The sequence below is a fragment of the Cupriavidus sp. 05T313 genome (assembly GCF_056396665.1).
In genome coordinates this window covers 52619-78287 of record NZ_JBFTLX010000016.1, presented here as the reverse complement: position 1 = coordinate 78287, position 25669 = coordinate 52619, and the positions used below count along the sequence as shown (strand labels likewise).

At 65.3% G+C, this 25669-nt stretch carries 20 protein-coding genes and 1 pseudogene; 18 read left to right on the top strand and 3 right to left on the bottom strand.

Annotated features, from left to right (window positions below; all coding sequences use genetic code 11):
• The first annotated feature begins 2 nt into the window (after positions 1–2).
• The 6 genes from ccsB to msrQ all read left to right on the top strand — a co-directional run bounded on the left by ccsB (position 3) and on the right by msrQ (position 5082).
• Positions 3–1178 (top strand): c-type cytochrome biogenesis protein CcsB, encoded by a 1176-nt coding sequence (ccsB, locus tag AC1DKD_RS06435; RefSeq protein WP_477143114.1) that lies wholly within the window; start codon positions 3–5, stop codon positions 1176–1178.
• Positions 1179–1329: 151 nt separating this feature from the next.
• The gene (locus AC1DKD_RS06430) at positions 1330–1773 is read left to right on the top strand and encodes a COG4315 family predicted lipoprotein (RefSeq protein WP_035870803.1); all 444 of its coding nucleotides are present in this window, start codon (positions 1330–1332) and stop codon (positions 1771–1773) included.
• Between the two features lie 24 nt (positions 1774–1797).
• Entirely contained in the window at positions 1798–2343 is a 546-nt protein-coding gene (locus AC1DKD_RS06425) for an RNA polymerase sigma factor (RefSeq protein WP_441632717.1), read from the top strand.
• Positions 2340–3164 (top strand): anti-sigma factor family protein, encoded by an 825-nt coding sequence (locus AC1DKD_RS06420; protein ID WP_441632715.1) that lies wholly within the window; start codon positions 2340–2342, stop codon positions 3162–3164. The genes AC1DKD_RS06425 and AC1DKD_RS06420 overlap by 4 nt, the downstream gene beginning before the upstream one ends.
• A gap of 206 nt (positions 3165–3370) precedes the next feature.
• Positions 3371–4372, top strand: a complete 1002-nt coding sequence (gene msrP, locus AC1DKD_RS06415) for a protein-methionine-sulfoxide reductase catalytic subunit MsrP (protein ID WP_441632713.1) — start codon at positions 3371–3373, stop codon at positions 4370–4372.
• Positions 4372–5082, top strand: a complete 711-nt coding sequence (msrQ, locus tag AC1DKD_RS06410) for a protein-methionine-sulfoxide reductase heme-binding subunit MsrQ (RefSeq protein ID WP_441632711.1) — start codon at positions 4372–4374, stop codon at positions 5080–5082. The genes msrP and msrQ overlap by 1 nt, the downstream gene beginning before the upstream one ends.
• A 162-nt stretch (positions 5083–5244) precedes the next feature.
• Here the strand turns inward: msrQ and lysA are convergent, their stop codons facing one another.
• The 3 genes and pseudogenes from lysA to AC1DKD_RS06395 all read right to left on the bottom strand — a co-directional run.
• Positions 5245–6513 (bottom strand): diaminopimelate decarboxylase, encoded by a 1269-nt coding sequence (lysA, locus tag AC1DKD_RS06405; protein WP_441632709.1) that lies wholly within the window; start codon positions 6511–6513, stop codon positions 5245–5247.
• A gap of 2 nt (positions 6514–6515) precedes the next feature.
• Positions 6516–6767, bottom strand: coding sequence for an LPS translocon maturation chaperone LptM (gene lptM, locus AC1DKD_RS06400; protein WP_441632707.1), 252 nt, complete (start codon positions 6765–6767; stop codon positions 6516–6518).
• A 307-nt stretch (positions 6768–7074) separates the two neighbouring features.
• Positions 7075–9366: pseudogene (locus tag AC1DKD_RS06395) on the bottom strand (penicillin-binding protein 1A); the annotation flags it as partial.
• A 120-nt stretch (positions 9367–9486) separates the two neighbouring features.
• Between AC1DKD_RS06395 and AC1DKD_RS06390 the strand changes: the two are divergent.
• The 12 genes from AC1DKD_RS06390 to AC1DKD_RS06335 all read left to right on the top strand — a co-directional run bounded on the left by AC1DKD_RS06390 (position 9487) and on the right by AC1DKD_RS06335 (position 25608).
• Positions 9487–9666 (top strand): hypothetical protein, encoded by a 180-nt coding sequence (locus AC1DKD_RS06390; protein ID WP_152561905.1) that lies wholly within the window; start codon positions 9487–9489, stop codon positions 9664–9666.
• 72 nt (positions 9667–9738) lie between these two features.
• Positions 9739–10809, top strand: coding sequence for a type IV pilus assembly protein PilM (gene pilM, locus AC1DKD_RS06385; protein ID WP_441632703.1), 1071 nt, complete (start codon positions 9739–9741; stop codon positions 10807–10809).
• Between the two features lie 17 nt (positions 10810–10826).
• Entirely contained in the window at positions 10827–11471 is a 645-nt protein-coding gene (locus AC1DKD_RS06380) for a PilN domain-containing protein (RefSeq protein ID WP_441632701.1), read from the top strand.
• Positions 11472–11473: 2 nt separating this feature from the next.
• A complete protein-coding gene (locus AC1DKD_RS06375) occupies positions 11474–12154 on the top strand; it encodes a type IV pilus inner membrane component PilO (RefSeq protein ID WP_441632699.1) in 681 nt (226 codons plus the stop codon).
• A complete protein-coding gene (locus AC1DKD_RS06370; protein ID WP_441632752.1) occupies positions 12154–12684 on the top strand; it encodes a pilus assembly protein PilP in 531 nt (176 codons plus the stop codon). The genes AC1DKD_RS06375 and AC1DKD_RS06370 overlap by 1 nt, the downstream gene beginning before the upstream one ends.
• On the top strand, positions 12681–14855 hold the full coding sequence (locus AC1DKD_RS06365) for a type IV pilus secretin PilQ (protein WP_477102477.1): 2175 nt from the start codon (positions 12681–12683) through the stop codon (positions 14853–14855). Before AC1DKD_RS06370 ends, AC1DKD_RS06365 begins: the two co-directional genes overlap by 4 nt.
• Positions 14856–15133: 278 nt before the next feature.
• Complete coding sequence (locus AC1DKD_RS06360) at positions 15134–15709, top strand: shikimate kinase (protein WP_430869761.1); 576 nt, start codon at positions 15134–15136, stop codon at positions 15707–15709.
• Positions 15696–16802: a 3-dehydroquinate synthase gene (aroB, locus tag AC1DKD_RS06355; RefSeq protein ID WP_477143104.1), complete on the top strand. Its 1107-nt coding sequence runs from the start codon at positions 15696–15698 to the stop codon at positions 16800–16802. The genes AC1DKD_RS06360 and aroB overlap by 14 nt, the downstream gene beginning before the upstream one ends.
• A gap of 75 nt (positions 16803–16877) precedes the next feature.
• Complete coding sequence (locus tag AC1DKD_RS06350; RefSeq protein WP_477143103.1) at positions 16878–18014, top strand: deoxyguanosinetriphosphate triphosphohydrolase; 1137 nt, start codon at positions 16878–16880, stop codon at positions 18012–18014.
• A 121-nt stretch (positions 18015–18135) separates the two neighbouring features.
• Positions 18136–18858 (top strand): transposase, encoded by a 723-nt coding sequence (locus AC1DKD_RS06345; protein ID WP_276286477.1) that lies wholly within the window; start codon positions 18136–18138, stop codon positions 18856–18858.
• A gap of 383 nt (positions 18859–19241) precedes the next feature.
• On the top strand, positions 19242–24014 hold the full coding sequence (locus tag AC1DKD_RS06340; RefSeq protein WP_477143102.1) for a glutamate synthase-related protein: 4773 nt from the start codon (positions 19242–19244) through the stop codon (positions 24012–24014).
• A 130-nt stretch (positions 24015–24144) separates the two neighbouring features.
• Positions 24145–25608 (top strand): glutamate synthase subunit beta, encoded by a 1464-nt coding sequence (locus AC1DKD_RS06335; protein WP_276286475.1) that lies wholly within the window; start codon positions 24145–24147, stop codon positions 25606–25608.
• Positions 25609–25669: the final 61 nt, after the last annotated feature.

The following is a 25669-nucleotide window of genomic DNA, read 5'->3' as shown; positions in this document are numbered from 1 at the left end:
CCATGCAGGCGAGCCCGGCTCCAGCCGGTGGCGCCGGCGGTGCGGAGCAGGCCTACCTGGAGCCGTCGTTCCTTCGCCGGCTGGGCTGGGTCGACTGGGTCTTTGCCTTGCTGCTGGCAGCGGGCGCGGGCTTCGCACTGGCACGCTACGGCGAGTGGATGAATGTCTACGACAAAGGCGTGCTGATTGCAGCGGTGCCCACCTTTGCGTTGCTGGGATGGCACTGGAAGCCGGTGCGGTTGCTGATGGTGCTGCTGGCGGTGCTGTCGCTGTTCGCGATCCAGCTCTACCAGGGCCAGCTGCCGCGCGCCGAGCAGGCCTTCTTCCTCAAGTACTTCCTGTCCAGCCAGTCGGCCATCCTGTGGATGAGCGCGCTGGTGTTCCTGTCCACCCTGTTCTATTGGGGCGGCCTGCTGACGCGCTCGGAGACCGGGCTGCAGATCGGCAGCAAGATGGCGTGGGCGGCAGTGGTGCTGGGCTTCACCGGCATGCTGGTGCGCTGGTACGAGTCCTACCTGATCGGCGCCGACATCGGCCACATTCCTATCTCGAACCTGTACGAAGTGTTTGTACTGTTCACGCTGATCACTTCTTTGTTCTACCTCTACTACGAAGGCCGCTACCAGACGCGCGCGCTTGGGCCGTTCGTGATGCTGGTGGTGTCGGCGGCGGTCGGTTTCCTGCTGTGGTACACGGTCAGCCGCGATGCGAGCGAGATCCAGCCGCTGGTCCCAGCGTTGCAGAGCTGGTGGATGAAGATCCATGTGCCGGCCAATTTCATAGGCTACGGCACTTTCGCCCTGGYCGCGATGGTCTCGGTGGCTTACCTGTGCAAGGAGCGTGGCATCCTGGCYGARCGSCTGCCSTCGCTSGAASTGCTCGATGAYGTGATGTACAAGGCGATTGCAGTGGGCTTCGCCTTCTTCACCATCGCCACCATCCTGGGCGCGCTTTGGGCGGCGGAAGCGTGGGGCGGCTACTGGAGCTGGGACCCGAAGGAAACCTGGGCGCTGATTGTCTGGCTCAACTATGCGGCCTGGTTGCACATGCGCCTGATGAAGGGTTTGCGCGGCACCATGGCGGCCTGGTGGGCGTTGGTGGGTTTGCTGGTCACGACCTTCGCCTTCCTGGGCGTCAACATGTTCCTCTCGGGCCTGCATAGTTACGGCGAACTCTGATCCGGATGTTGCGCCGCAATAAGAAAAACCTGCCCCGTCGGTCCGACGCGGCAGGTTTTTTTTCGTCCAGATGGAATAAAGCCGTCACATCCGGTGTTTACTGAAGGGACGGTGCCGGCTGGCGGCGCCGCATCGCATGGAGATCGACATCATGGCCCTTTCCCGTCCCTTCGCAGCCGCTTCTCTCGCATCGCTGTCCCGTCCCGCTGTTCTCGCGCTGGCGTCTGCCGCAGTGCTGCTGTCTGCCTGTTCTGGCATGGGCGGCATGGGTGGCAGCAGTGCGGGCAATATGCCGCCCACGGTGAAAGTCGCCGGCGGCGCGCTGACCGATCCCCAGGGCCTGACGCTCTACACCTTTGACCGTGATGCGGGTGGCAAGAGCGCCTGCAACGGTCCCTGCGCCACCAACTGGCCGCCCCTGATGGCGGCGCCCGGCACCAGCCCCACGGGGGACTACAGCGTCATCACTCGTGACGACGGCGCCAAGCAGTGGGCCTATCGCGGCAAGCCGCTCTATCGTTTCGCCAAGGATGCCAAACCGGGTGACCGCATGGGCGATAACTTCAACAACGTCTGGCACGTGGCCGCTCCCTGATCCGGGCGCGGGCAGCCTGACGGCATGGACGGCTTCGACCGCCAGCTGGTCGCGCTGGCGCCGCGCCTGCGGCGCCACGCCCGTGGCCTGACCGGGGATGCGGCATTGGCCGACGACCTGGTGCAGGACACGCTGGAACGCGCGCTGCGCTACCGCTGGCGCTTCCGGCTGCGCGCCGGCGCCTGGTGGGGCGACGGCGCGGATGGCCTGCTGTCCTGGCTGCTGACCATGATGCACCGGCTGCGCATCAATGCGTACCGGCGTGCCGATCTTGTGACCTTCACCGACACRCTTCCCGACGTACCCAGTGCTGCGCCAGAGCCCGCCTTGCGCCTGGACCTGGTACGGGCGCTGGCTCGCTTGCCCGAAGCCCAGCGCGCGGTCATGCTGCTGGTCGGCCTGGAGCAACTCACCTATGCCGAGGCGGCGCAGGTGCTGGAGGTGCCGGTGGGCACGGTGATGTCCCGCCTGGCACGCGCCCGTGAGCAGATGCGCCTGCTGATGGACGGAGCGTCCGAGGCGAACCCGCAGGCCTCCGGCCGGGCGGCCGGACTGCAGCGAGTCAAATGATGTCCCCAGTCAACGAAGCCGATCTCCACGCCTATGCCGATGGCCAGCTGGATCCCGCCCGCCGTGCCGAGGTGGAGGCGTACCTGGCCGCCTATCCCGATGCCGGAGAGAAGGTCGGTAGCTGGCGGCGGCAGGCAAGTGAACTGCATGCTGCGTTCGACGGCGTGCTCAATGAGCCTGTACCGCTGAATGCACTTCCGTCCCGGCTGCGCGACGGCGCCGCTGACCGGGTGCGCGGCAAGGCGGGGTGGGGCATGGCACTGGCGGCCAGCATGGCTTCGCTGGCTCTGGGCGGCGCGATCGGCTGGTTCGCGCATGGGCGCACGGACACCCTGGCGGCGCGCGTCCCCTCGGTGGAGCGCTTCGCGCGCGAAGCGCTGGCCAGTCATGTGGTATACGCACCTGAAGTGCGCCATCCGGTCGAGGTGGCCGCTACCGATGAAGCCCATCTGGTGGCCTGGTTGTCAAAGCGGCTCGGCGCGCCCTTGCGGGTCCCCGATCTGCGCACCCAGGGATTCCACCTGATTGGCGGGCGCCTGGGCGTCGCCGAGGGCGGCCCATCGGCCATCCTGATGTATGAGACCGACGATGGAACCCGATTGTCGCTGCAGTTACGGCACATGGCACGGGATACGCCGGACACCGGCTTCCGGCTCGAGCGGATGGGCACGGGACCGGGAGATCGTCCGGCCGCCGCCGCCGGCACCATGGCTTTCTATTGGGTGGACCGGGATATCGGCTTCGCGCTGGCCGGACCGCTTGAGCGGGCGCCATTGCTGGCGCTGGCGCAGTCAGTCTACCGGCAATACCAAGGCGGCTGAGGCCGCCAGCCATGCTGTGCAGTCCGGCCGGCCCCCTGCCTGACAAAGGCCCCGGGTGCAGGCGTGGCGCCCTGGCAAAAAAAGATGTCAGGATTCGCGTGCGCCATCCGACTCAAGCCGGAGTCCAATCGTGCACGCGGGGCTGCCAAGGGCCAGGCACGAACGGCGGATCGATTTTTACCCATGGCATGCAACGAGGAACAACGATGCTGATTCCCTCTCCCAAGTGGCTGCGCGGCGACGATATTGCCGCCAGCGAGATCACCCCGCGCGGTGTGTTCGAGTCGCGTCGCCGGCTCTTGGCCATGGCGGCCGCGGGGGCTGCCGGGAGCATGCCGGCCCCGTGGTTCGCGCGCGATGCGCTGGCCCAGGCCCCGCGCGGCCAGAAGCTGCCGGCCGCGCCCAACAATGCCTACGTAGTGACGGAAAAGCGCACGCCGTACGAGGACGTCACCACGTACAACAACTACTACGAGTTCGGCACCGACAAGTCGGACCCCGCGCGCAACGCCGGTACGCTGCGCACGCGTCCATGGCAGGTTGCCGTCGAAGGCCTGGTGAAGAAGCCCAAGGTCTACGATATCGACGAGCTGGTGCGCCTGATGCCGATGGAAGAGCGGGTCTACCGGCTGCGCTGCGTAGAAGGCTGGTCGATGGTGATTCCCTGGAGCGGCTATTCCCTGGCCGAACTGATTCGTCGCGTTGAGCCGCAAGCCGGCGCGAAGTACGTGGAATTCGTCACGCTCAACGACAAGAAGCAGATGCCTGGCGTCAGCGCCCGCGTGCTGGAATGGCCTTACACCGAGGGCCTGCGCATGGACGAGGCGATGCATCCGCTGACCTTGCTGGCCTTTGGCCTCTACGGCGAGGTGCTGCCCAACCAGAACGGTGCGCCGGTGCGCGTGGTGGTCCCCTGGAAATATGGTTTCAAAAGTGCCAAGTCCATCGTCAGGATCCGCTTTGTCGACAAGCAGCCCAGCACCAGCTGGAACCTGGCTGCGGCACAGGAGTACGGTTTCTATTCCAATGTCAATCCGGACGTGGATCATCCCCGCTGGAGCCAGGCCACGGAGCGCCGCATCGGCGAAGACAAGGGCGGCGGCTTTGGCGCGTTGTTCGCGCCCAAGCGCAAGACGCTGCCTTTCAACGGCTATGGCCAGCAAGTGGCGTCGCTGTACCAGGGCATGGACCTGAGGAAGTTCTTCTGATGGCCCCACAGGATCTCTCGCCGCCGCGCCCGGGCGCACCGGCCGCCGGCGCACGCCCGGCACGGGCGAGCGGGCAGCCTGGTCTCGCGACGCTCACGCCAGGGCGTGTGCGCACGGTCAAGCTGGCCGTGTGGCTGCTTGCCATGCTGCCGTTCCTGCGCTTGCTGTACCTCGGCTTTACCGATCAGTTCGGCGCCAATCCGCTGGAGTTCGTCACGCGCTCGACCGGTACCTGGACCCTGGTGATGCTGTGCGTCACGCTGGCGGTCACGCCGCTGCGCCGTTTCACCGGCTGGAACTGGCTGATTCGCTTGCGGCGCATGCTCGGGCTGTTCGCCTTCTTCTACGCACTGCAGCATTTCCTGCTGTGGCTTGGCGTGGACCGTGGCTTCGATGTCGCGTACATGGTCAAGGACATCGCCAAGCGGCCGTTCATCACGGTGGGTTTCGCCGCCTTCGTGCTGATGATTCCGCTGGCGGCAACCTCAGCCAATGCCATGGTCAAGCGCCTGGGCGGGAAGCGGTGGCAATGGCTGCACCGTTCCGTGTACGCCGTCGCCGTGCTGGCCATCATGCACTACTGGTGGCACAAGGCCGGCAAGCATGATTTCGGCACGGTCTCGATCTACGCCGCGGTGGTGTTCGGACTGCTGGCGATGCGTGCCTGGTGGTGGTGGCGCAAGCCCGGGGCACAGCAGCCAGGGCGCTGAGGGCGCGTCAGAGATGGAGCGTGATCTCGCGCGCGGCCGGATGGCGTGGCGGCACGGCTTTGGGCAGCCTGCTGCCGTTGGCATAGCGATAGTCGATCCGCGCCGCGCCCGCGCCGCCCGCCCAGGATCAGGACGCTCCCGGGCACGGGGCTGGGCAGGCGCTTAGCCTTGCAGCAGGCGCTCGTCGCGGAACAGGTCTTCCACGCGCTCGCGGCCGCGCACCAGGTGCACGTCGTCGCCGTCGACCATCACTTCGGCCGCGCGCGGGCGGGTGTTGTAGTTGGAGCTCATGACAAAGCCATAGGCGCCGGCCGACATCACCGCGAGCAGGTCGCCCGGCTGCACCGCCAGCGCGCGATCGCGGCCAAGCCAGTCGCCGGATTCGCACACGGGGCCCACCACGTCGTAGGTCAGGGCCGCGGCTTGCGCCGTCTCGCGCAGTTGCACGGGTTCGATGCGGTGATAGGCCTCGTACATGGCGGGGCGGGCCAGGTCGTTCATGGCCGCATCGACGATGCAGAAGTTCTTGGCGGCGCCCGGCTTGAGGAACTCGACCTGGGTCAGCAGCACGCCGGCGTTGCCCACCAGCGAGCGGCCCGGCTCGAACAGCACCTCGCGATGGCCATGGCCGCGCTCGGCCACGCGGTCCAGCAACGTGCGGGCAAAGCCGGTAATGTCAGGCGGCGTTTCATCGTCATAGGTGATGCCAAGACCGCCGCCCACGTCGATGTGCTCGAGCTTGATGCCTTCGCGTTCGAGCGCTTCCACCACGTCCAGCACCTTGTCCAGCGCTTCCAGGTAGGGCGCCACCTCGGTGATCTGCGAGCCGATATGGCAGTCGATACCCGCCACTTCCAGGTGGGGCAGCGCCGCGGCGGCGCGGTAGGTGGGCAGCACGTCCTCGAACGCCACGCCAAACTTGTTGCCCTTCAGCCCGGTGGAGATATATGGATGCGTCTTGGCATCCACATCCGGATTGATGCGCAGCGATACGCGCGCGCGCTTGCCCAGCCGGCCGGCCACGGCATTGAGGCGGTCCAGCTCGGGGATCGACTCGACATTGAACGACAGCACATCGTGCGTCAGCGCCAGTTCCATCTCGGCAGCGGTCTTGCCGACCCCCGAGAACACCACCTTGCGCGGATCTCCGCCCACTGCCAGCACGCGCTGCAGCTCGCCACCGGAGACGATGTCGAAGCCAGCGCCGAGCCTGGCGAAAACCTGCAGCACGGCCAGGTTCGAGTTGGCCTTCATGGCGTATTGCACGCGCGCGCGGCGCCCCTGGCACGCCGCGGCGTAGGCCTGGTAGGCGGCGGTCAGCGCGGCGCGCGAGTAGACATAGGTGGGGGTGCCGTATTCGGCGGCGATGCGCGCGAGCGGCACGTGCTCGACGGCTAGCACGCCGTCGTGGCGATGGAAGAAGGCGTTCATGGTTATTTGGCGGTGGGGGTGGCGGCTGGCACTGCAACCGGTGCCGTGGCGGACGCCGCTGCCGGTGCGGTGCCCTGGATGGCCGCCGGATTCGGGACAGCCGGATTGGCCAGGCCGGGATCCGGTACGCCGGGCTGGGCCGGTGCGGGAGGCTGCTTGGGCATTGTCAGCGGGCCGCGGATGCCACATCCGGACAACAGGGGCATCGCAAGGCTGGCGGCAATCACCGATACAATCGCAACACGACGCAACATCGGGTCGTCCTTACTTAAAGAGTCTAAGAGGCTAAGAGTCCAACGAGACGTCCAGAGTCGTCCCGGACGGTCCCGGGCAGTCCCTGAAGCAGGGGCGGCGGGACCAACGGAAATACGAAGTACTTTTTCAATACGCTACTGGCCGAATGCCGCGGAATGCTGCAAATGACGCTGGCCGGCGGCCTTGGAGTTTAGCATGCCCCCCATGAGTGAAAGTGAGTTCCTGGCGCTGGCCCAGCAGGAGCTGGACCGGCTGGAGAGCGCGGGCCTCGGTATCGGCCGGCGATTGCGTGCTCTCGTCCGGTTTGCCCGGCCACGGATCGCCCAGGCCAACCGAAGCCACGCCGGCGCCGCCCGYGTTTTCCTCGAAGGTCCAGTCGCCGCCGACGGTGATCACGCCTTCCGGGGGCTGGCGCTCGGGCATTTCGGGCACGCCCTTCAGCATCTTGCCCATGTAGCCCACCCAGATTGGCAGCGCGAGGCCACCGCCGGTCTCGCGCACACCCAGGCTCTTGGGCTGGTCGTAGCCCATCCAGGCGATGGCCACCAGCTTGGGCGTGTAGCCGGCGAACCAGGCGTCGACGGCGTCGTTGGTGGTGCCGGTCTTGCCGGCCAGGTCGTTGCGGCCCAGGCGCTGCTTGGCGCTGTTGGCCGTGCCGCTGCGCACTACCTCACGCAGCATGGTGTCGGCGATAAAGGCGGTGCGGGCATCCAGCACGCGTACCGCATCCGCGCCAGCGCGCTGGGGCTTGGTTTCGGAGAGCACATTGCCGCGCGCATCGACCACCTTCTGGATCAGATAGGGATTGACGCGGTAGCCGCCGTTGGCAAAGACCGAGTAGGCGCCAGCCATCTGCAGCGGGGTGACGCTGCCGGCGCCCAGCGCCATCGGCAGGTAAGCCGGGTGCTTGTCGGCGTCAAAGCCAAAGCGCGTGATGTAGTCYTGSGCGTACTGSGTGCCGATGGCGCGCAGGATGCGCACCGACACCAGGTTCTTGGACTTGGCCAGCGCGCGGCGCATGGTCATCGGGCCTTCGAACTTGCCGTCGTAGTTCTTCGGCTCCCACACCTGGCCGCCGTTGTCGCTGATCGAGAGCGGCGCGTCGTTGATCACGGTGGCGGGCGAGAATCCTTTTTCCAGTGCCGCCGAGTAGATGAACGGCTTGAAGCTCGATCCCGGCTGGCGCCAGGCTTGCGTCACATGGTTGAACTTGTTGCGGTTGAAATCGAAGCCGCCGACCATCGAGCGGATCTCGCCGTCTTCCGGATTGAGCGAGATAAAGGCCGCGGATACTTCAGGCAACTGCGTGACCGTCCACGCGCCTTTCTCGTCCTGCGTCACGCGGATGATCGCGCCCGGCCGGATCTTGGCCTTGGGCTGCGCGTTGGCCGCGAGCGACGGCGCGATGAATCGCAGCGCCTGGCCTTCGATGGTAGCGACTTCGCCCGACAGCAGCGTGGCCTGCACCTGCTTGGCGGTCACGCTGGTGACCACGGCCGAGCGCAGGTCGTCGCTGCCGGGGTGCTCCAGCAGTGCGTCGTCGATGGCCTGCTCGCGCTCGTCCGCGCTGGCGGGCAGGTCGATGAACGCCTCAGGCCCGCGGTAGCCGTGGCGGCGCTCGTAATTCATGATGCCCGAGCGCACGGCCTCATAGGCGGCGTCCTGGTCGGTCTTGTTGAGCGTGGTGTAGACGGTCAGGCCGCGGGTGTAGGTTTCCTCGCGGTATTGCGCATACATAAGCTGGCGCACGATTTCGGCGACGTACTCGGCATGCGTGGAGAACTCATTGCCTTCGCCGCGCACCTTCAGTTCTTCGTGGATAGCCTGGTCGTACTGCTCGGGTGTGAGGTAGCGCAGGTCGCGCATGCGCTGCAGGATGTATTCCTGGCGTACCTTGGCGCGCTTCGGGTTGACCACCGGGTTGTAGGCCGAGGGCGCCTTGGGCAGGCCGGCCAGCATGGCGGCCTCGGCCGGCGTCACGTCCTTGATCGACTTGCCGAAATACACACGTGCCGCGCTGGCGAAGCCATAGGCGCGCTGCCCCAGGTAGATCTGGTTCATGTAGAGCTCGAGGATCTGGTCCTTCGAGAGGTTGGCCTCGATCTTGTAGGCCAGCAGCATTTCATACAGCTTGCGGGTGTAGGTCTTCTCGCTGGAGAGGAAGAAGTTGCGCGCCACCTGCATGGTGATCGTGGACGCACCCTGCGACAGCCCGCCGCGCAGGTTGGCGAGCCCCGCGCGTAGCACGCCGACGAAGTCGACCCCGCCGTGTTCGTAGAACCGGTCATCCTCGATGGCCAGCACCGCCTTCTTCATCACATCGGGTATTTCGGTAATCGGCACGAAATTGCGCCGTTCCTCGCCGAATTCGCCAATCAGCACGTTATCCGCGGTATAGATCCGCAACGGAATCTTCGGCCGGTAGTCAGTGATGGTATCCAGCGATGGCAGGTTGGGCGCGGCCACCAGCAGCGCATATCCCACCAGCAGCGCCACCGCCACGATCCCGGCCACCAGCAGGCCCAGAGCCCAAAAGGTCAGCCGCATCCAGATCGGACGCCGGGCGGGTAGGGCAGGCTTTTGTTGTGCTGTGGCCATAAGGGAAATACCTAGTTAGAGGTGCCGGGATTATATCTCCCGGGATCCGCGGGGCCCGGCGCGTTGTGGCGTGCGCGCCGCTATCGCGCTGTTACAAGATGTAATGGGATTGAGATCTGCATGAAACGAAAAGATGAGCGGATCGGGGGAGGGGCAGGGCTACCGTGGGATTTTGGCAACGCTTTGCAAGGGGCGCTCATTAAAAGCAATCGTGGTCAAACCGGCACATTGCCAGCGCCCCGATTTTTGGTGAGAATCCACCAACCAAAAGAGCAAAACGTTTCATCCAAGAAACAATAAAGACTCGCCAAATTAGAGCAACCAAGCCAAGGCGAGTTCAACGGTCAGGGGGTCACCTTGCGGCGAGGTATCTTGTCGGGGTTGTTGCGCCGTACGACGGTCGGCGTGGACATCGGGTCGTCCAGCGTGAAGGTAGTCGAGCTGTCGGTAGGCAGCGGCAAGAACGACTATCGGCTGGAAAAATGCGCCAGCGAACTGCTGGATCGCAATGCCGTTGCCGATGGCAACGTGGTCAATATCGAAGCGGTGGGCATCGCCCTCAAGCGTGCACTCGGCAAGGCCGGGATTCGCACGAAAGAGGTCGTGCTGGGAGTGCCGTCGATGCTGACCGAATCGCAGACCGTCAGCCTGCCGGACAACCTGTCCGAGGATGAGCTTTACGTCCAGGTGGAATCCGAGGCGCATCGCCTCTATCCGCCGTCGCAGGCCGTCAATTTCGATTTTGCCGTGATCGGCCCCAGCGAAACCGAGGGGGGCATTGGCGTGCGCGTTACCGCCGCCAACAGCGATCGCGTGCAGGAACGCGTCACCGCGGCCGAAATGGCCGGGCTGAAGCCGCACGTGATGGACGTCGAGGAATACGCGGTACAGCGCTCCGTGGTGCAGATGCTGGGCGTATCGGCCGACATCAGCGCGACCGATGCCAAGGAGTTGCCCGTGGTGGCGGTGATCCACCTTGGCGGCAGCCGCTCCAAGGCGATCTTCTACCAAGGCTGGAAAGAACTCTACGAGCAATCGCTCAACAGCTACGGCGACCAGCTCACCCAGAGCGCCGCGCGCATGTTCACGCTGGACGCGCTCAAGGCCGAGATCAAGAAGCGCAAGAACACGTTGCCGGAATCCTGGCGTACCCAGCTGCTCGGTCCCTCCCTGGAGGCGCTGGCGGCGGAGGTGCATGGGGCCGTGCGCAACTTCCTGTCTGCTTCGAGCATCGGCCGGGTCGACGAGATCCTGCTCTCGGGCGGCCACGCCTCGCTGGTCGGCGTGCAGGCGGCCATCGAGCAACAGACCGAGATCACCACCACGCTGGCCAACCCGTTCGCGAACATGATGACAGCCGGAAAGGTCAACGAGCGCTATCTGCAGCGCGACCTGCCGGCCTATATCGTGAGCGCCGGGCTTGCGCTGCGCGGCCTGCAGTAAGCGAGCGAGGAAGCCGCATGCCTACCAATACGATCCCGACAGTCAATCTGCTGCCTTACCACGAAGCCCGCAAGGCATCGCGGCGCAAGAAGGTCTACACCCTGTTGGGCGGGGCCGCCGGCGCCGGCGCGCTGGTGGTGCTGCTGGGCGGCATGTACATCGATCACCGCATCGATGCCGTTGCCAGCTTGAACCAGGTGCTCACCGCCGAGAACAGCCGCATGGACGGGCAGATCCGAGAGGTCAATACGCTGCGCAAGGACATCGAAGGCCTGCTGCAGCGGCAGAAGGCCATCGAAGGCCTGCAGAACGAGCGCAACCGTCCCGTGCAACTGCTGGAGGAACTGGTGCGGCAGGTACCCGAAGGCGTCTACCTGACCACGCTCAAGCAGACCGGCGAGTCGTTCACCGTGAGCGGCGTCGCGCAGTCGAACGAGCGCGTCTCGGAGCTGCTGCGCAACCTCAGCCAGGTGCAGTGGCTGGACAAGGCCGAACTGGTCGAATCCAAGGCCGTGATGATGACCAATAATCTGCGTGAGCAGCGCCGCCTGTTCGATTTCTCGATGCGTTTCGCCTACCGTGCGGCTGAAGTGCCGGACGACGGCAAGAAGGGCAAATCCGGGCCGGCGGCCGCAAGCGCCGTCGTTGGCGGAAAGGGCTGACCATGGCACGTGATATCGAAATCTCGATGGCCACGCTGAACGACCTCGGCGCGCAGTTCCGTGGCCTCAACCTCAATGAGCCGGAAACCTGGCCAACCGCCCCGCGCCTGCTGTTCGCCGTGCTGGCGGCGGTGCTGGTGCTGGTGCTGGGCTGGCAGTTCTACTGGAGCGGCAAGCTCGACGACCTCGATCGCAAACATATCGAGCAGGACAGCCTGAAGCAGTCCTACCTGAGCAAGGTGGCGCAGGTGGCCAACCTGGACGCGCTGCGCAAGCAGAAGGCGGAAGTGGAGCAGCGCGTGGCCCTGGTCGAGCGCCAGTTGCCCAACAAGACGGAGATGGATGCACTGCTGGCCGACGTCAATCACGCCGGCGTGGCGCGTGGCCTGCAGTTCGAGCTGTTCAAGCCGCAGGCCGCCGTGATGAAGCCCTACTTTGCCGAGATCCCGGTCAACCTGAAAGTCACCGGGCGCTATCACGACGTGGCGCAGTTCAATGCCGACGTGGCTGCGCTTTCCCGCATCGTGTCAATGCAAGGGTTGCAGTTCACTACCGGCAAGGATGGTGGCCTGGCGATGGAAGCCGTGGCGATGGCCTATCGCGCGCTTGATCCCGATGAACAGGCGGCACAGCGCAAGGCGGAAGCCGCGGCGGCCAAGACGGCTGCGGGAGTGAAGAAATGATGCCTGTGATCCAGGCCCCGGGCCTGCGTGCCTGCGCTTGCGCGCTGATTGGCGCCGCGTTGCTGGCGGCCTGCGGCGGCAGCGAGGAAGACAGCCTGCGCCAGTGGATGGCGCAAGCCCAGGCGGCCAAGGTGCCGCCGCCGGCCCCGTTGCCCGAGCCCAAGCCCTATGCGCCGCGCGAGTACGCGGCGCGCAGCGCGCCTGAGCCGTTTGCCCAGAACAAGATCGGCGACCTTAACCGTGTGCTGTCCGAATCGCCGGAGTCCGGGCGGCGGCGAGAGCCGCTGGAGGATTACCCGCTGGAGAACTTCAAGATGCTGGGCGCCATGAAGAAGAGCGGCGAGACCTACGGCGTCGTGCAGGTAGATAACAAGATCCACCACGTCAAGGTGGGTCAGTATCTCGGCCAGAACTACGGCCGGGTGGTCCGCATCAGCGATCAGGAGATCGTGTTGCGCGAATTGGTCCGGGAAGGGGTAGCCGAGTGGAAAGAGAAAATCACCAGCCTGAAGCTGGAGGGGTCGGCATGATCATCGGTCGTTGGTACCGCGCGCTTGCTGGCGCCGCGGTGATGGTGCTGGTATTGGGCGCGCCGGCTGCGCAGGCGCAATCGACAACGGGCAATGCGGTCAAGCGCGTCGATGCCACGACGGTGGGCGAGCAGACTGTCTTCACAGTCGAGCTGCAGGGGCCGCCATCGCAGAAGCCGGCCGACTTCACTACGCAGAACCCGCCCAAGCTCGCCATCGATTTCATCGATACCGGCTTTGCGGCCGGACGGGCCCAGTACGACCTCGGCGGCAAGTTGCTCAAGAGCGCCAACGTGGTGCAGATCGGCGACCGCACCCGCGTCGTCCTCGACCTGACCCGCGTGGCGACCTATCGTACCGAAGTGCGCGGCAACCTGTTCGTGGTGATGCTCGACAACGTTGCCCAGACGGCACGGGCGGCGGTGCCGACGTTCGCCCCAAGTTCGGCGCAAGCGCCGCTGGCGCCGTCGAACCGGTCGACCGTGCGCAATATCGACTTCCGCCGTGGCCAGGATGGCGCGGGCAGGATCGTGGTGGACCTGTCGTCGCGGGATTCCGGCATCAATATCGCGCAGCAGGGCCAGAACGTCGTGGTCGATTTCCTCAATACGACATTGCCCGACAGCCTGCGGCGGCGCTATGACGTGACCGACTTCGGCACCCCCGTGCAGGGCATGCGGGCGAGCGAAAACAGCGGCAACACCCGCCTCACCATCGAGCCGCGCGGAAACTGGGAATACAGTTCCTACCAGACCGATACGCAGTTCGTGGTGGAGGTGCGCCCGGTCAAGGAAGATCCGGCCAAGCTGATCAGCGGCGCGGGCTTCCGCGGCGACCGGCTCTCGCTGAACTTCCAGAACATCGACATCCGCTCGCTGCTGCAGGTGTTTGCCGATTTCACCAACCTCAACATCATCACCAGCGAAAGCGTGCAGGGCAATCTGACGCTGCGCCTGAAGGATGTGCCGTGGGACCAGGCGCTGCAGATTGTGCTCGACGCCAAGGGCTTGGCCTCGCGCCGCAATGGCAATGTGCTGCTGGTTGCGCCCAAGGCGGAGCTGGCCACCAAGGAAAAACTCGAGCTCGAATCGCAGCAGCAGATCAACGACCTCGAGCCGATCCGCAGCCAGGTGTTCCAGCTCAACTACCAGCGCGCCGAGGACGTGCGGCGCATGCTGCTCGGGCTGGCCGCGGGCGGCGTCGGTGGCGGGGCGCTGGGCGGCGCGGGTGCGATCGGCGGGGTGGGTGGAGTGGGCGGCGCGGCGGCCAGCAACACGCGCATGCTGTCCAAGCGCGGCTCGCTGACAGCCGATCCCCGTACCAACCAGCTATTCGTGTCAGATATCGCGACCAAGCTGGAAGAGGTGCAGAGCTTCCTCGGCAAGATCGACATTCCGGTGCGCCAGGTGATCATCGAGGCGCGCATCGTCGAGGCCAATGACACTTTCAGCCGCAACCTGGGCGTCAGGCTGGGCTTTGCCTCCAAGACGGCTGGCGCCGGCTACGGCAACAACTACACCAATGTGGTCAGCCCGATCACGAACCCGCTCACGGGTGGCACCTGGGATAGCAGCCCGGCACTGAGCCTGCCGGCCGCAGCGATCAACGGCGTCAATCCGGGCTCGGTCGCGGTCAGCTTGTTCAGCAACACGGCCGGCCGTTTCCTGGCGCTGGAGCTGTCGGCGCTTGAGGCCGACGGGCGGGGCAAGATCATTTCCAGCCCGCGCGTGGTCACCGCCAACAATATCAAGGCACTGATCGAGCAAGGCACGGAACTGCCCTACCAGGCCGCCACTTCCAGCGGCGCCACCTCGGTGCAGTTCCGCAAAGCCAACCTGAAGCTGGAAGTGACGCCGCAGATCACGCCGGAAGGCAATGTCCTGCTGGACGTCGACGTCAACAAGGACAGCGTGGGTATCCAGACCACGTCGGGCTTCGCCATCGACACCAAGCACGTGCAGACGCAGGTGCTGGTCGAGAACGGCGGCACCGTGGTGATCGGCGGCATTTACAGCCAGACCGAGTCCAACAATGTGAACAAGGTGCCCCTGCTGGGCGACATCCCGATACTCGGCAACTTCTTCAAGGACAATGCCAAGGTCAATAACCGGACCGAGTTGCTGGTGTTCCTGACGCCGCGCGTGCTGAACGACAGCATGTCGCTGAAATAGCCCCGGCCGCGCCGGATGCAGTAGACTGACAGGCCGCATCGATCCGATGCGGCTTTTTTATTGCCCAGGCGGGCGAGCAGGCGCGAGGGTGCATGGCAGGCGCGCAAGGCGGGTCGCGAGGCGGGTTGCCTTGTGCCGATTGCGCCGCGCCACTTGCCCGCAGCGCCCCAACATAAGAAGATGATGCAGTTTCCTACCGCGAGGACCGGCCAGAGACCCGGCTCCCGCCCGACACGCCAGTGACATTCACCCGCCCGAACCTTTTCTTTGTTGGCCTGATGGGTGCCGGCAAGACCACCGTTGGCCGCACCGTGGCCCGGCGCCTGAACTACCCGTTCTTCGATTCGGACCACGAACTCGAGGCGCGTTGCGGCGTGCGTATTCCGATCATCTTCGAGCATGAGGGCGAGTCCGGCTTCCGGGACCGCGAGGCGTTGATGATCGACGAGCTGACCCAGCGGCACGGCATTGTGCTGGCGACCGGCGGCGGCGCGGTGCTGCGGCCCGAGAACCGCGCCCACCTGAAGGCTCGCGGCACCGTGGTCTACCTGCGCGCCAGCCCGCACGACCTGTGGCTGCGCACCAGGCACGACCGCAATCGCCCGCTGCTGCAGACCGAAGACCCCAAGGGGCGGCTTGAAGCGCTCTATGGCGAGCGCGACCCGCTTTACCGCGAGGTGGCGGATTTCATCATCGAAACCGGCAAGCCTTCGGTGGCGCAGCTTGCTAATATGGTGTTGATGCAACTTGAGATGGCCGGTTTTGCCGTTGCCGCCGAGGAGCCCGAAGAGGGCGACGGCGCGTGCGCGGACAATCTTCCGGCGCAGGACCAGAAACACGATGATCACCCTTGAAGTCAGCCTTGGGGAGCGCAGCTACCCCATCCACATCGGTACCGGCCTGCTCGATCAGGTCGAATTGTTCCGTCCCCATGTACGTGGCCAGCACGCTGTTATCGTCACCAATGAGACGGTGGGGCCGCTTTACGCCGCCCGGGTCGAGGCCACCCTGGCGGCGCTTGGCAAGACCGTGCGCACCGTCACCCTGCCCGACGGCGAAGCCTTCAAGCAGTGGGAAACGCTCAACCTGATCTTCGACGCGCTGCTGACGGCGGGTGCCGACCGCAAGACCACGCTGATCGCCCTTGGCGGCGGCGTGGTGGGCGATATGACCGGGTTTGCCGCGGCCTGCTACATGCGTGGCGTGCCTTTCGTGCAGGTGCCCACCACGTTGCTGGCCCAGGTGGATTCCTCGGTGGGCGGCAAGACCGGCATCAACCACCCGCTGGGCAAGAACMTGATCGGCGCCTTCCACCAGCCCAACGCGGTGATCGCCGATATCGACACGCTGCGTACGCTGCCCGCGCGCGAACTGGCGGCCGGCTTGGCCGAGGTGATCAAGCACGGCGCGATGGCCGATGCCGAGTACTTCGGCTGGATCGAACGTAATATCCGCGCGCTCAATGCCTGCGACCCGGACACCATGGCGCTGGCGGTGAAGCGTTCCTGCGAGATCAAGGCCGCGGTGGTGGCCCAGGACGAACGCGAGGGCGGCCTGCGCGCCATGCTCAATTTCGGCCACACCTTCGGCCATGCCATTGAGGCAGGCCTGGGCTACGGCGAGTGGCTGCATGGCGAGGCGGTGGGGTGCGGCATGGTGATGGCGGCGGACCTGTCGCACCGGCTCGGCTTTATCGACACCGAAACGCGCGCCCGCGTAGTGCAGCTCACGCGCGCCGCAATGCTGCCGGTGGTGGCGCCGGAACTCGGCACCGACCGCTACATCGAACTGATGAAAGTGGACAAGAAGGCGGAAGCTGGCAGCATCAAGTTCATCCTGCTGAGGAAGCTTGGCGAAGCCTTCATTACCACCGTGCCGGATCCTGACCTGCGCGCTACGCTGCAGCACGCGGTGCTCAGGCCGCCTACCGAGGCGCCGGTCGCCTGACGCGATCGGTTGTGCCTTGCAACCCCGGCCGGACGGCGCGTAGCCGCCCGGCCGGATGCCTGACCGGATTGCCGCATGACCGACCTCGAAAGCCACCTCGCTCCCTATGCCGCCCGCTCCGCGCAGACCCTTGGGCGGGCGCATCTCGAAGCGGCTTCGTCTTCGCGCACGGAGTTCCAGCGCGACCGCGACCGCGTTATCCACAGCACAGCCTTCCGGCGGCTCGAGTACAAGACGCAGGTCTTCGTCAACCATGAGGGTGATCTGTTCCGTACCCGGCTAACCCATAGCCTGGAAGTCGCGCAGATCGCCCGCTCGATTGCGCGCAACCTGCGCCTGAACGAAGACCTGGTCGAGGCCATCTCGCTGGCGCATGACCTGGGGCACACGCCTTTCGGCCATGCCGGCCAGGACGCACTGAACAATTGCATGAAGAACCATGGCGGCTTCGAACACAACCTGCAGAGCCTGCTGGTGGTGGACGAGTTGGAAGAGCGCTATGGCGGGTTCAACGGGCTAAACCTGACCTTCGAGACCCGCGAGGGCGTGCTCAAGCACTGCTCGCGCGTCAATGCCTCGGCGCTGGGCGAACTGGGCCGGCGTTTCCTGGAGGGCACCCAGCCTTCGCTGGAGGCGCAACTGGCCAACCTGGCCGATGAGATCGCCTACAACAACCACGATATCGACGACGGCCTGCGCTCCGGCCTGCTCACGCTCGAGCAGATGGACGAAGTACCGATGTGGGGGCGCCACCGGGCCRAGGCGATGGCGGCGTTTCCCGGCATCAACGGGCGGCGCGTCATTAACGAAACGGTCCGGCGCATGATCAACACCCTGATCGTCGACCTGATCGAAACCACCAGCCAGAATATTGCCGCCGCCAACCCGCGCAACATTGACGCGGTAAGGGCCGCCGGCCCGCTGGTGGCCTTCAGCCCGGCAGTGCGCGAGGAAGCGGCGGCGCTCAAGCGTTTCCTGTTCCGCCATCTGTACCGCCACTACCTCGTGATGCGCATGTCCTCCAAGGCGCACCGCATCATCACCGACCTGTTCGACGCCTTCATGGCGGATCCGCGCCTGTTGCCGCCGCAGTACCAGGCCGGGCAGGGGCGCGACCAGTCTCGCCTGATCTCGCATTACATCGCCGGCATGACCGACCGCTATGCGATTCGCGAGCACCGCCGCATTTTTGCGGTTGACGAGGGGAACTAGGCAGCCATAAACGGCGGGGAAATTGGGGACGGATCAGGCGGCGACTAGGCTATCATCGGGTATGGCATCCGCTTGAGCCATTCATCCGGTGATCGCTGGTCACCGATTCTCCTCGCTCACCATGGCCCGACTTCCTCGTTTTTCCCCGGCGTCGCTGCCGGCGCTTGTGTTGCAACGCGGCAACAATCGCCAGCCGATCTTCCTTGGCGCCGACGATCGCCCGCACTACCTCGACTGCCTGCGGATGGCCGCGCGCGAGCACGATCTGGCGATCCACGCCTACGCCTTGCGGCCAAATCATGTTCACCTCGTGGCAACCCCTCGCCATGCCGACTCGCTCAGCCTGACCATGCAGGCGGTCGGGCGCCGCTACGCGCGCCATTTCAACCGGGTTGCCGGCCGCACGGGCACGCTGTGGGATGGCCGCTTCCGTTCGGCGGTGTTCGATCCCGCGGCCTGGATGTTGCCCGCGATGCTGTATGTGGAGGGTAACGCCGTGCGCGCGGGCGAAGTGAGTTCGCCCGAAGGTGACCGCTGGAGCAGCTATCGCCACCACGCCGGCATCGAAGCCAGCCCATTTGTGAGCGATCACTCTGCATACTGGGCGCTGGGCAATACGCCATTCGAGCGCCAGTCGAATTACCGCTCCGTGACTGCCGAGGGCTTGTCCTCGATGACGCTGGCCACGCTGCGCAGCCATGCGCATAGCGGCTGGCCCCTGGGCGATGCGGCCTTCCTCGCCCAACTGGAGCGCCAGGGTGGGCGGCGCGTGCATCAGTTGCCCAAGGGAAGGCCGGTGGGCCGCTCGGCGGCCGCCAGGGAGGCAGAGCCGGACTCGATCTAAGGTCGGCCGCCGCCACGTGCGGCGGAGTCATCACCTACAGCAACAGCGCATCACAAATCGTCGTTGCAATGCACCAGGATTAATCTGTCCCCAAATAAAGACCATCCCTGAAGTGGTGCGAGATTAATTATGTTCTGACCCCATTTAAAAATTTTGCGGGACGGGTACGATTCTTTTATAGTTCCTCCACCCACATTCATTGTGCGGCGCGTCACGCCTGTGTACGCCGCTGCGGCCCCGCTGTCTCTCTCGTTGCCCCGATCCCGGTTTACGACCGGCCCCGGTGGAAGAGTGCGGTTCCCGTTCCGGTCTGCCTTGCTGGCTGCGCAGCCCTCACCGGAATCAAGCCCGTGGACCAATCGCAATCCCAATCGAAGCCAACGATGGCCCAAGCGCAGGCCGCAGAGTCTGCCGCCGCGTACGCGCCTGCCTCGCGTCCCCAAGCCCAGGGCATGTACGACCCCGCCAATGAAAAAGATGCCTGCGGCGTCGGCATGGTCGCCCACATCAAGGGCAAGAAGAGCCACGAGATCGTCCAGCAAGGCCTGAAGATCCTGGAAAACCTGGACCACCGGGGCGCGGTTGGCGCCGATGCGCTGATGGGCGACGGTGCCGGTATCCTGATCCAGATCCCGGACCAGTTCTACCGCGAGGAAATGGCCAAGCAGGGCGTGACCCTGCCGCCGTCCGGCGAGTACGGCGTGGGCATGATCTTCCTGCCGAAGGAACACGCATCCCGCCTGGCTTGCGAGCAAGAGCTCGAGCGCACCGTGCGCCTGGAAGGCCAGGTCGTGCTGGGCTGGCGCGATGTGCCGGTGGATGCCGCCATGCCGATGTCGCCGACGGTGCGCACCACCGAGCCGGTGATCCGCCAGATTTTCATCGGTCGCGGCCGCGACATCATGACCACGGACGCACTGGAACGTAAGCTCTATGTGATCCGCAAGACCGCCAGCCACGCCATCCAGGCGCTCAAGCTCAAGCACGGCAAGGAATACTTCGTGCCGTCGATGTCGGCGCGCACGGTGGTGTACAAGGGTCTGCTGCTGGCCRACCAGGTCGGCGAMTACTAYCTCGACCTGCAGGACCCGCGYKCCGTGTCGGCSCTGGCCCTGGTGCACCAGCGCTTCTCSACCAACACCTTCCCGGCCTGGGAACTGGCCCACCCGTATCGCATGGTCGCCCACAACGGCGAAATCAACACGGTCAAGGGCAATGTGAACTGGGTCAACGCACGTACCGGCGCGATCTCGTCGCCGGTGCTGGGCGACGACCTGCCCAAGCTGTGGCCGCTGATCTACCCCGGCCAGTCGGATACCGCATCGTTCGACAATTGCCTCGAACTGCTGACGATGGCGGGCTACCCGCTCGTCCACGCGATGATGATGATGATCCCGGAAGCCTGGGAACAGCACACGCTGATGGACGACAACCGCCGCGCCTTCTACGAATACCACGCCGCCATGATGGAGCCGTGGGACGGCCCCGCCGCAATCTGCTTCACCGATGGCCGCCAGATCGGCGCCACGCTGGACCGTAACGGCCTGCGCCCGGCGCGTTTCTATGTGACCGAGGACGACATTGTGGTGCTGGCGTCGGAAGCCGGCGTGCTGCCGTTCCCCGAGTCGCGCATCGTGCAAAAGTGGCGCCTGCAGCCGGGCAAGATGTTCCTGATCGACATGGAGCAAGGCCGCATCATCGACGACAAGGAACTCAAGGACAACCTGGCCAACGCCAAGCCCTACAAGAGCTGGATCGACGCCGTGCGCATCAAGCTCGACGAGCTCGACGCCAAGCCCGAGGACGTGGCCGCCGAGAAGAAGCCCGACGCGCGCCTGCTGGATCGCCAGCAAGCCTTCGGCTACACCCAGGAAGACGTCAAGTTCCTGATGGCGCCGATGGCGCTGGCCGGCGAGGAAGCCACCGGTTCGATGGGCAATGACAGCCCGCTGGCCGTGCTGTCGTCCAAGAACAAGACGCTGTACCACTACTTCAAGCAGCTGTTCGCCCAGGTCACCAACCCGCCGATCGACCCGATCCGCGAGAACATGGTGATGTCGCTGGTGTCCTTCATCGGACCCAAGCCCAACCTGCTCGAGCTGAACAACATCAACCCGCCGATGCGCCTCGAAGTGTCCCAGCCTGTGCTGGACTTCAAGGACATCGCCAAGATCCGCAACATCGAGCACTACACCGGCGGCAAGTTCCGTTCGTACGAGCTGAACATCTGCTATCCGAAGGCATGGGGCAAGGAAGGCATCGAAGCCCGCCTGGCCTCGCTGTGTGCGGAAGCCGTGGACGCGGTGCGTTCGGGCTACAACATCCTGATCGTGTCGGACCGCCGCGTCGATGCGGATCACGTGGCGATTCCCGCGCTGCTGGCCACGTCGGCCATTCATCACCACCTGGTGGACAAGGGCCTGCGCACCTCGGCTGGCCTGGTGGTGGAAACCGGCACGGCGCGCGAAGTGCACCACTTCGCATTGCTGGCCGGCTACGGCGCGGAAGCCGTGCACCCGTACCTGGCGATGGAAACGCTGGCCGACATGGCGCAAGGCTTGTCCGGCGACCTGTCGCCCGAGAAGGCGGTCAAGAACTTCGTCAAGGCGGTCGGCAAGGGCCTGCAGAAGGTGATGTCCAAGATGGGCATCTCCACCTATATGTCGTACACCGGCGCGCAGATCTTCGAAGCCATCGGCCTGTCGCGCGAACTGGTGCAGAAGTATTTCCACGGTACCGCATCGAATGTCGAAGGCATCGGCATCTTCGAGGTGGCCGAGGAAGCGCTGCGCCTGCACCAGGACRCCTTTGGCGACAACCCGGTGCTGGACACCATGCTCGACACCGGCGGCGAGTATGCCTACCGTGTGCGTGGCGAAGAGCACATGTGGACCCCGGATTCGGTGGCCAAGCTGCAGCACGCCGTGCGTGCCGACGACGGCAAGGGCGCGTACCAGACGTACAAGGAATACGCCAACATCATCAACGACCAGAGCCGCCGTCACATGACGCTGCGCGGCCTGTTCGAGTTCAAGGTTGATCCGGCGCGCGCCATTCCGCTGGAAGAAGTGGAATCGGCCAAGGACATCGTCAAGCGCTTCGCGACCGGCGCCATGTCGCTGGGCTCGATCTCCACCGAGGCGCACACCACGCTGGCCGTGGCGATGAACCGCATCGGCGGCAAGTCCAACACCGGCGAAGGTGGCGAGGACGAGAAGCGCTACCGCAACGAACTGCGCGGCATCCCCATCAAGAAGGGCGACACCCTGCAGGGCCTGCTGGGCTCCGAAGCCGTGGTGCGCGACCTGGAACTGGAGGCCGGCGACTCGCTGCGCTCGAAGATCAAGCAGGTGGCCTCCGGCCGTTTCGGCGTGACCGCCGAGTACCTGGCTTCGGCAGACCAGATCCAGATCAAGATGGCGCAGGGCGCCAAGCCCGGCGAAGGAGGCCAGCTGCCCGGCCACAAGGTCTCGGACTACATCGGCAAGCTGCGTTACTCGGTGCCGGGCGTTGGCCTGATCTCGCCGCCGCCGCACCAYGACATCTACTCGATCGAGGAYCTGGCRCAGCTGATCCACGACCTGAAGAACGTCAACCCGGCATCCGATATCTCCGTCAAGCTGGTGTCGGAAGTGGGCGTGGGCACCGTGGCCGCGGGCGTGGCCAAGGCCAAGGCGGATCACGTCGTGATCGCCGGCCATGATGGCGGCACCGGCGCTTCGCCGTGGTCGTCGATCAAGCACGCCGGCACGCCTTGGGAGCTCGGCTTGTCCGAGACGCAGCAGACGCTGATGCTCAACGGTCTGCGCAACCGCATCCGCGTGCAGGCCGACGGCCAGATGAAGACTGGCCGCGACGTCGTCATCGGCGCGCTGCTGGGCGCTGACGAGTTCGGCTTCGCCACCGCGCCGCTGGTGGCCGAAGGCTGCATCATGATGCGCAAGTGCCACCTGAACACCTGCCCGGTGGGCGTGGCCACGCAGGATCCGGTGCTGCGCAAGAAATTCCAGGGCAAGCCCGAGCATGTGGTGAACTTCTTCTTCTTCGTTGCCGAGGAAGCCCGCGAGATCATGGCGCAACTGGGTATCCGCACCTTCGACGAACTGATCGGCCGTGCCGACCTGCTCGACACCAAGCCGGCCATCGAGCACTGGAAGGCGCGCGGCCTCGATTTTTCGCGCATCTTCTACCAGGTGCCGTTCCCGGCCGAGCTGCCGCGTTTCCACACCGATGGGCAGGACCACGGCCTGTCGGTCGAAGCCGGCAAGGCGCTCGACCATGTGCTGATCGCCAAGGCCCGCCTGGCCATCGACAAGGGTGAGCGCGTGTCGTTCATCCAGCCGGTGAAGAATGTCAACCGCACCGTCGGCGCGATGCTCTCGGGCGTGGTGGCCAAGCAGTACGGCCACGAAGGCCTGCCTGACGACACCATCCACATCCAGTTGCAAGGCACCGCCGGCCAGTCCTTCGGCGCCTTCCTGGCGCATGGCATCACGCTGGACCTGGTGGGCGACGGCAACGACTACGTGGGCAAGGGCCTGTCGGGCGGCCGCGTGATCGTGCGCGCTCCGCACGAGTTTCGTGGCGATCCGACCCGCAACATCATCGTGGGCAACACCGTGCTTTACGGCGCGATTGCCGGCGAAGCCTTCTTCAACGGCGTGGCAGGCGAACGCTTCGCGGTGCGCAACTCGGGCGCGTCCGCAGTGGTGGAAGGCACCGGCGACCATGGCTGCGAGTACATGACCGGCGGTACCGTGGTGGTGCTGGGCGGCACCGGACGCAACTTCGCGGCCGGCATGTCGGGCGGCATGGCCTACGTCTATGACGAGGACGGCCTGTTCGACAAGCGCTGCAACACCTCGATGGTGGCACTGGAAACGGTGCTCGCCGCGGCGGACCAGGAGAAGGGCCAGTCCCCGGCCTCCTGGCACAAGGTGGACGGCCAGCGCCAGCTCGACGAAGTCATCCTCAAGGGCCTGATCGAGCAGCACTTCCGCTTCACGGGTTCCGAGCGCGCCAAGGCGTTGCTGGCCGACTGGGCTACCTCGCGCCGCAAGTTCGTCAAGGTCTTCCCGACCGAGTACAAGCGCGCGCTGGGCGAAATGTACGCCAAGGAGCAGGAAGCGAAGGATAGCGACCGTATCGCAGCCTAAGCCGGCCCGGGCGGCGAGCCCGACCAAGCATGAGCGGCGGCGCATCGGCGCCGCCGGCCTCACAAGATACTGACCTCACAGCGGGACCGGCGCGAGCGCCGGTCCCGCCCAGCAAGACCAAGGACGCAACATGGGTAAGGCGACTGGCTTTCTCGAATTTCCGCGCCAGAATGAAGGTTACGAGCCCGTAGCCAAGCGCGTGAAGCACTACAAGGAATTCGTTTTCGCGCTGTCCGACAGCGAAGCGAAGATCCAGGGCGCGCGCTGCATGGACTGCGGCATTCCGTTCTGCAACAACGGCTGCCCGGTCAATAACATCATTCCCGACTTCAACGACCTGGTGTATCGCCAGGACTGGAAGTCGGCCATCGAGGTGCTGCACCAGACCAACAACTTCCCCGAGTTCACGGGCCGCATCTGCCCGGCACCGTGCGAGGCCGCCTGCACGCTGGGCATCAATGAAGCACCGGTCGGCATCAAGTCGATCGAGCACGCCATCATCGACAAGGCCTGGGAAGAAGGCTGGGTTGCCCCGCAGCCGCCCAAGCACAAGACCGGCAAAACCGTTGCGGTGGTCGGTTCCGGCCCCGCCGGMATGGCCGTTGCCCAACAGCTGGCGCGCGCCGGCCACGACGTGACGGTGTTCGAGAAGAACGATCGCATCGGTGGYCTGCTGCGCTACGGCATCCCCGACTTCAAGCTGGAAAAGTGGCTGATCGACCGCCGCATGGAGCAGATGCAGGCCGAAGGCGTGACCTTCCGCGCCGGCGTGATGGTGACCGACGGCGAATTGCCGGCCGGCATCAAGAACTATGCGCGTGAGACCATTTCGGCACAGGCGCTGCAAGACCAGTTCGACGCCGTCGTGCTGGCGGGCGGCTCCGAAGTGCCGCGCGATCTGCCGGTTCCCGGCCGCGACCTGTCCGGTATTCACTACGCGCTGGAATTCCTGATCCCGCAGAACAAGGAAGTGGCTGGCGACGCGCCCAACGAGATCCGTGCCGAAGGCAAGCACGTCATCGTGATCGGCGGCGGCGATACCGGCTCCGACTGCGTGGGCACCTCGAACCGCCACGGCGCCGAATCGGTCGTCCAGTTCGAACTGCTGCCGCAGCCGCCGGAAGAGGAAAACAAGCCGCTGGTGTGGCCGTACTGGCCGATCAAGCTGCGCACCTCGTCGTCGCACGATGAAGGCTGCGATCGCGACTGGTCGGTTGCTACCAAGGAATTCATCGGCGAGAACGGCAAGATCACCGCGCTCAAGGCCTGCCGCGTCGAGTGGAAGGACGGCAAGATGCAGGAAGTGCCGGACAGCGAGTTCATCCTCAAGGCTGACCTCGTACTGCTGGCGATGGGCTTCACCAACCCGGTGGGCTCGCTGCTGAGCGCCTTCGGGGTGGACACCGACGCTCGCAAGAACGCCCGTGCCGCCACGGAAGGCGAGCGCGCGTACCACACCAACGTGCCCAAGGTGTTCGCCGCTGGCGACGTGCGCCGCGGCCAGTCGCTGGTGGTGTGGGCGATCCGCGAAGGCCGCCAGGCCGCGCGTTCGGTCGATGCCTTCCTGATGGGACACTCCGAGCTGCCGCGCTAAGGCGCTGCTCTCGTTGCAAAACCCGCCCCGCGCAAGCCGGGCGGGTTTTTTTTATTGGCGT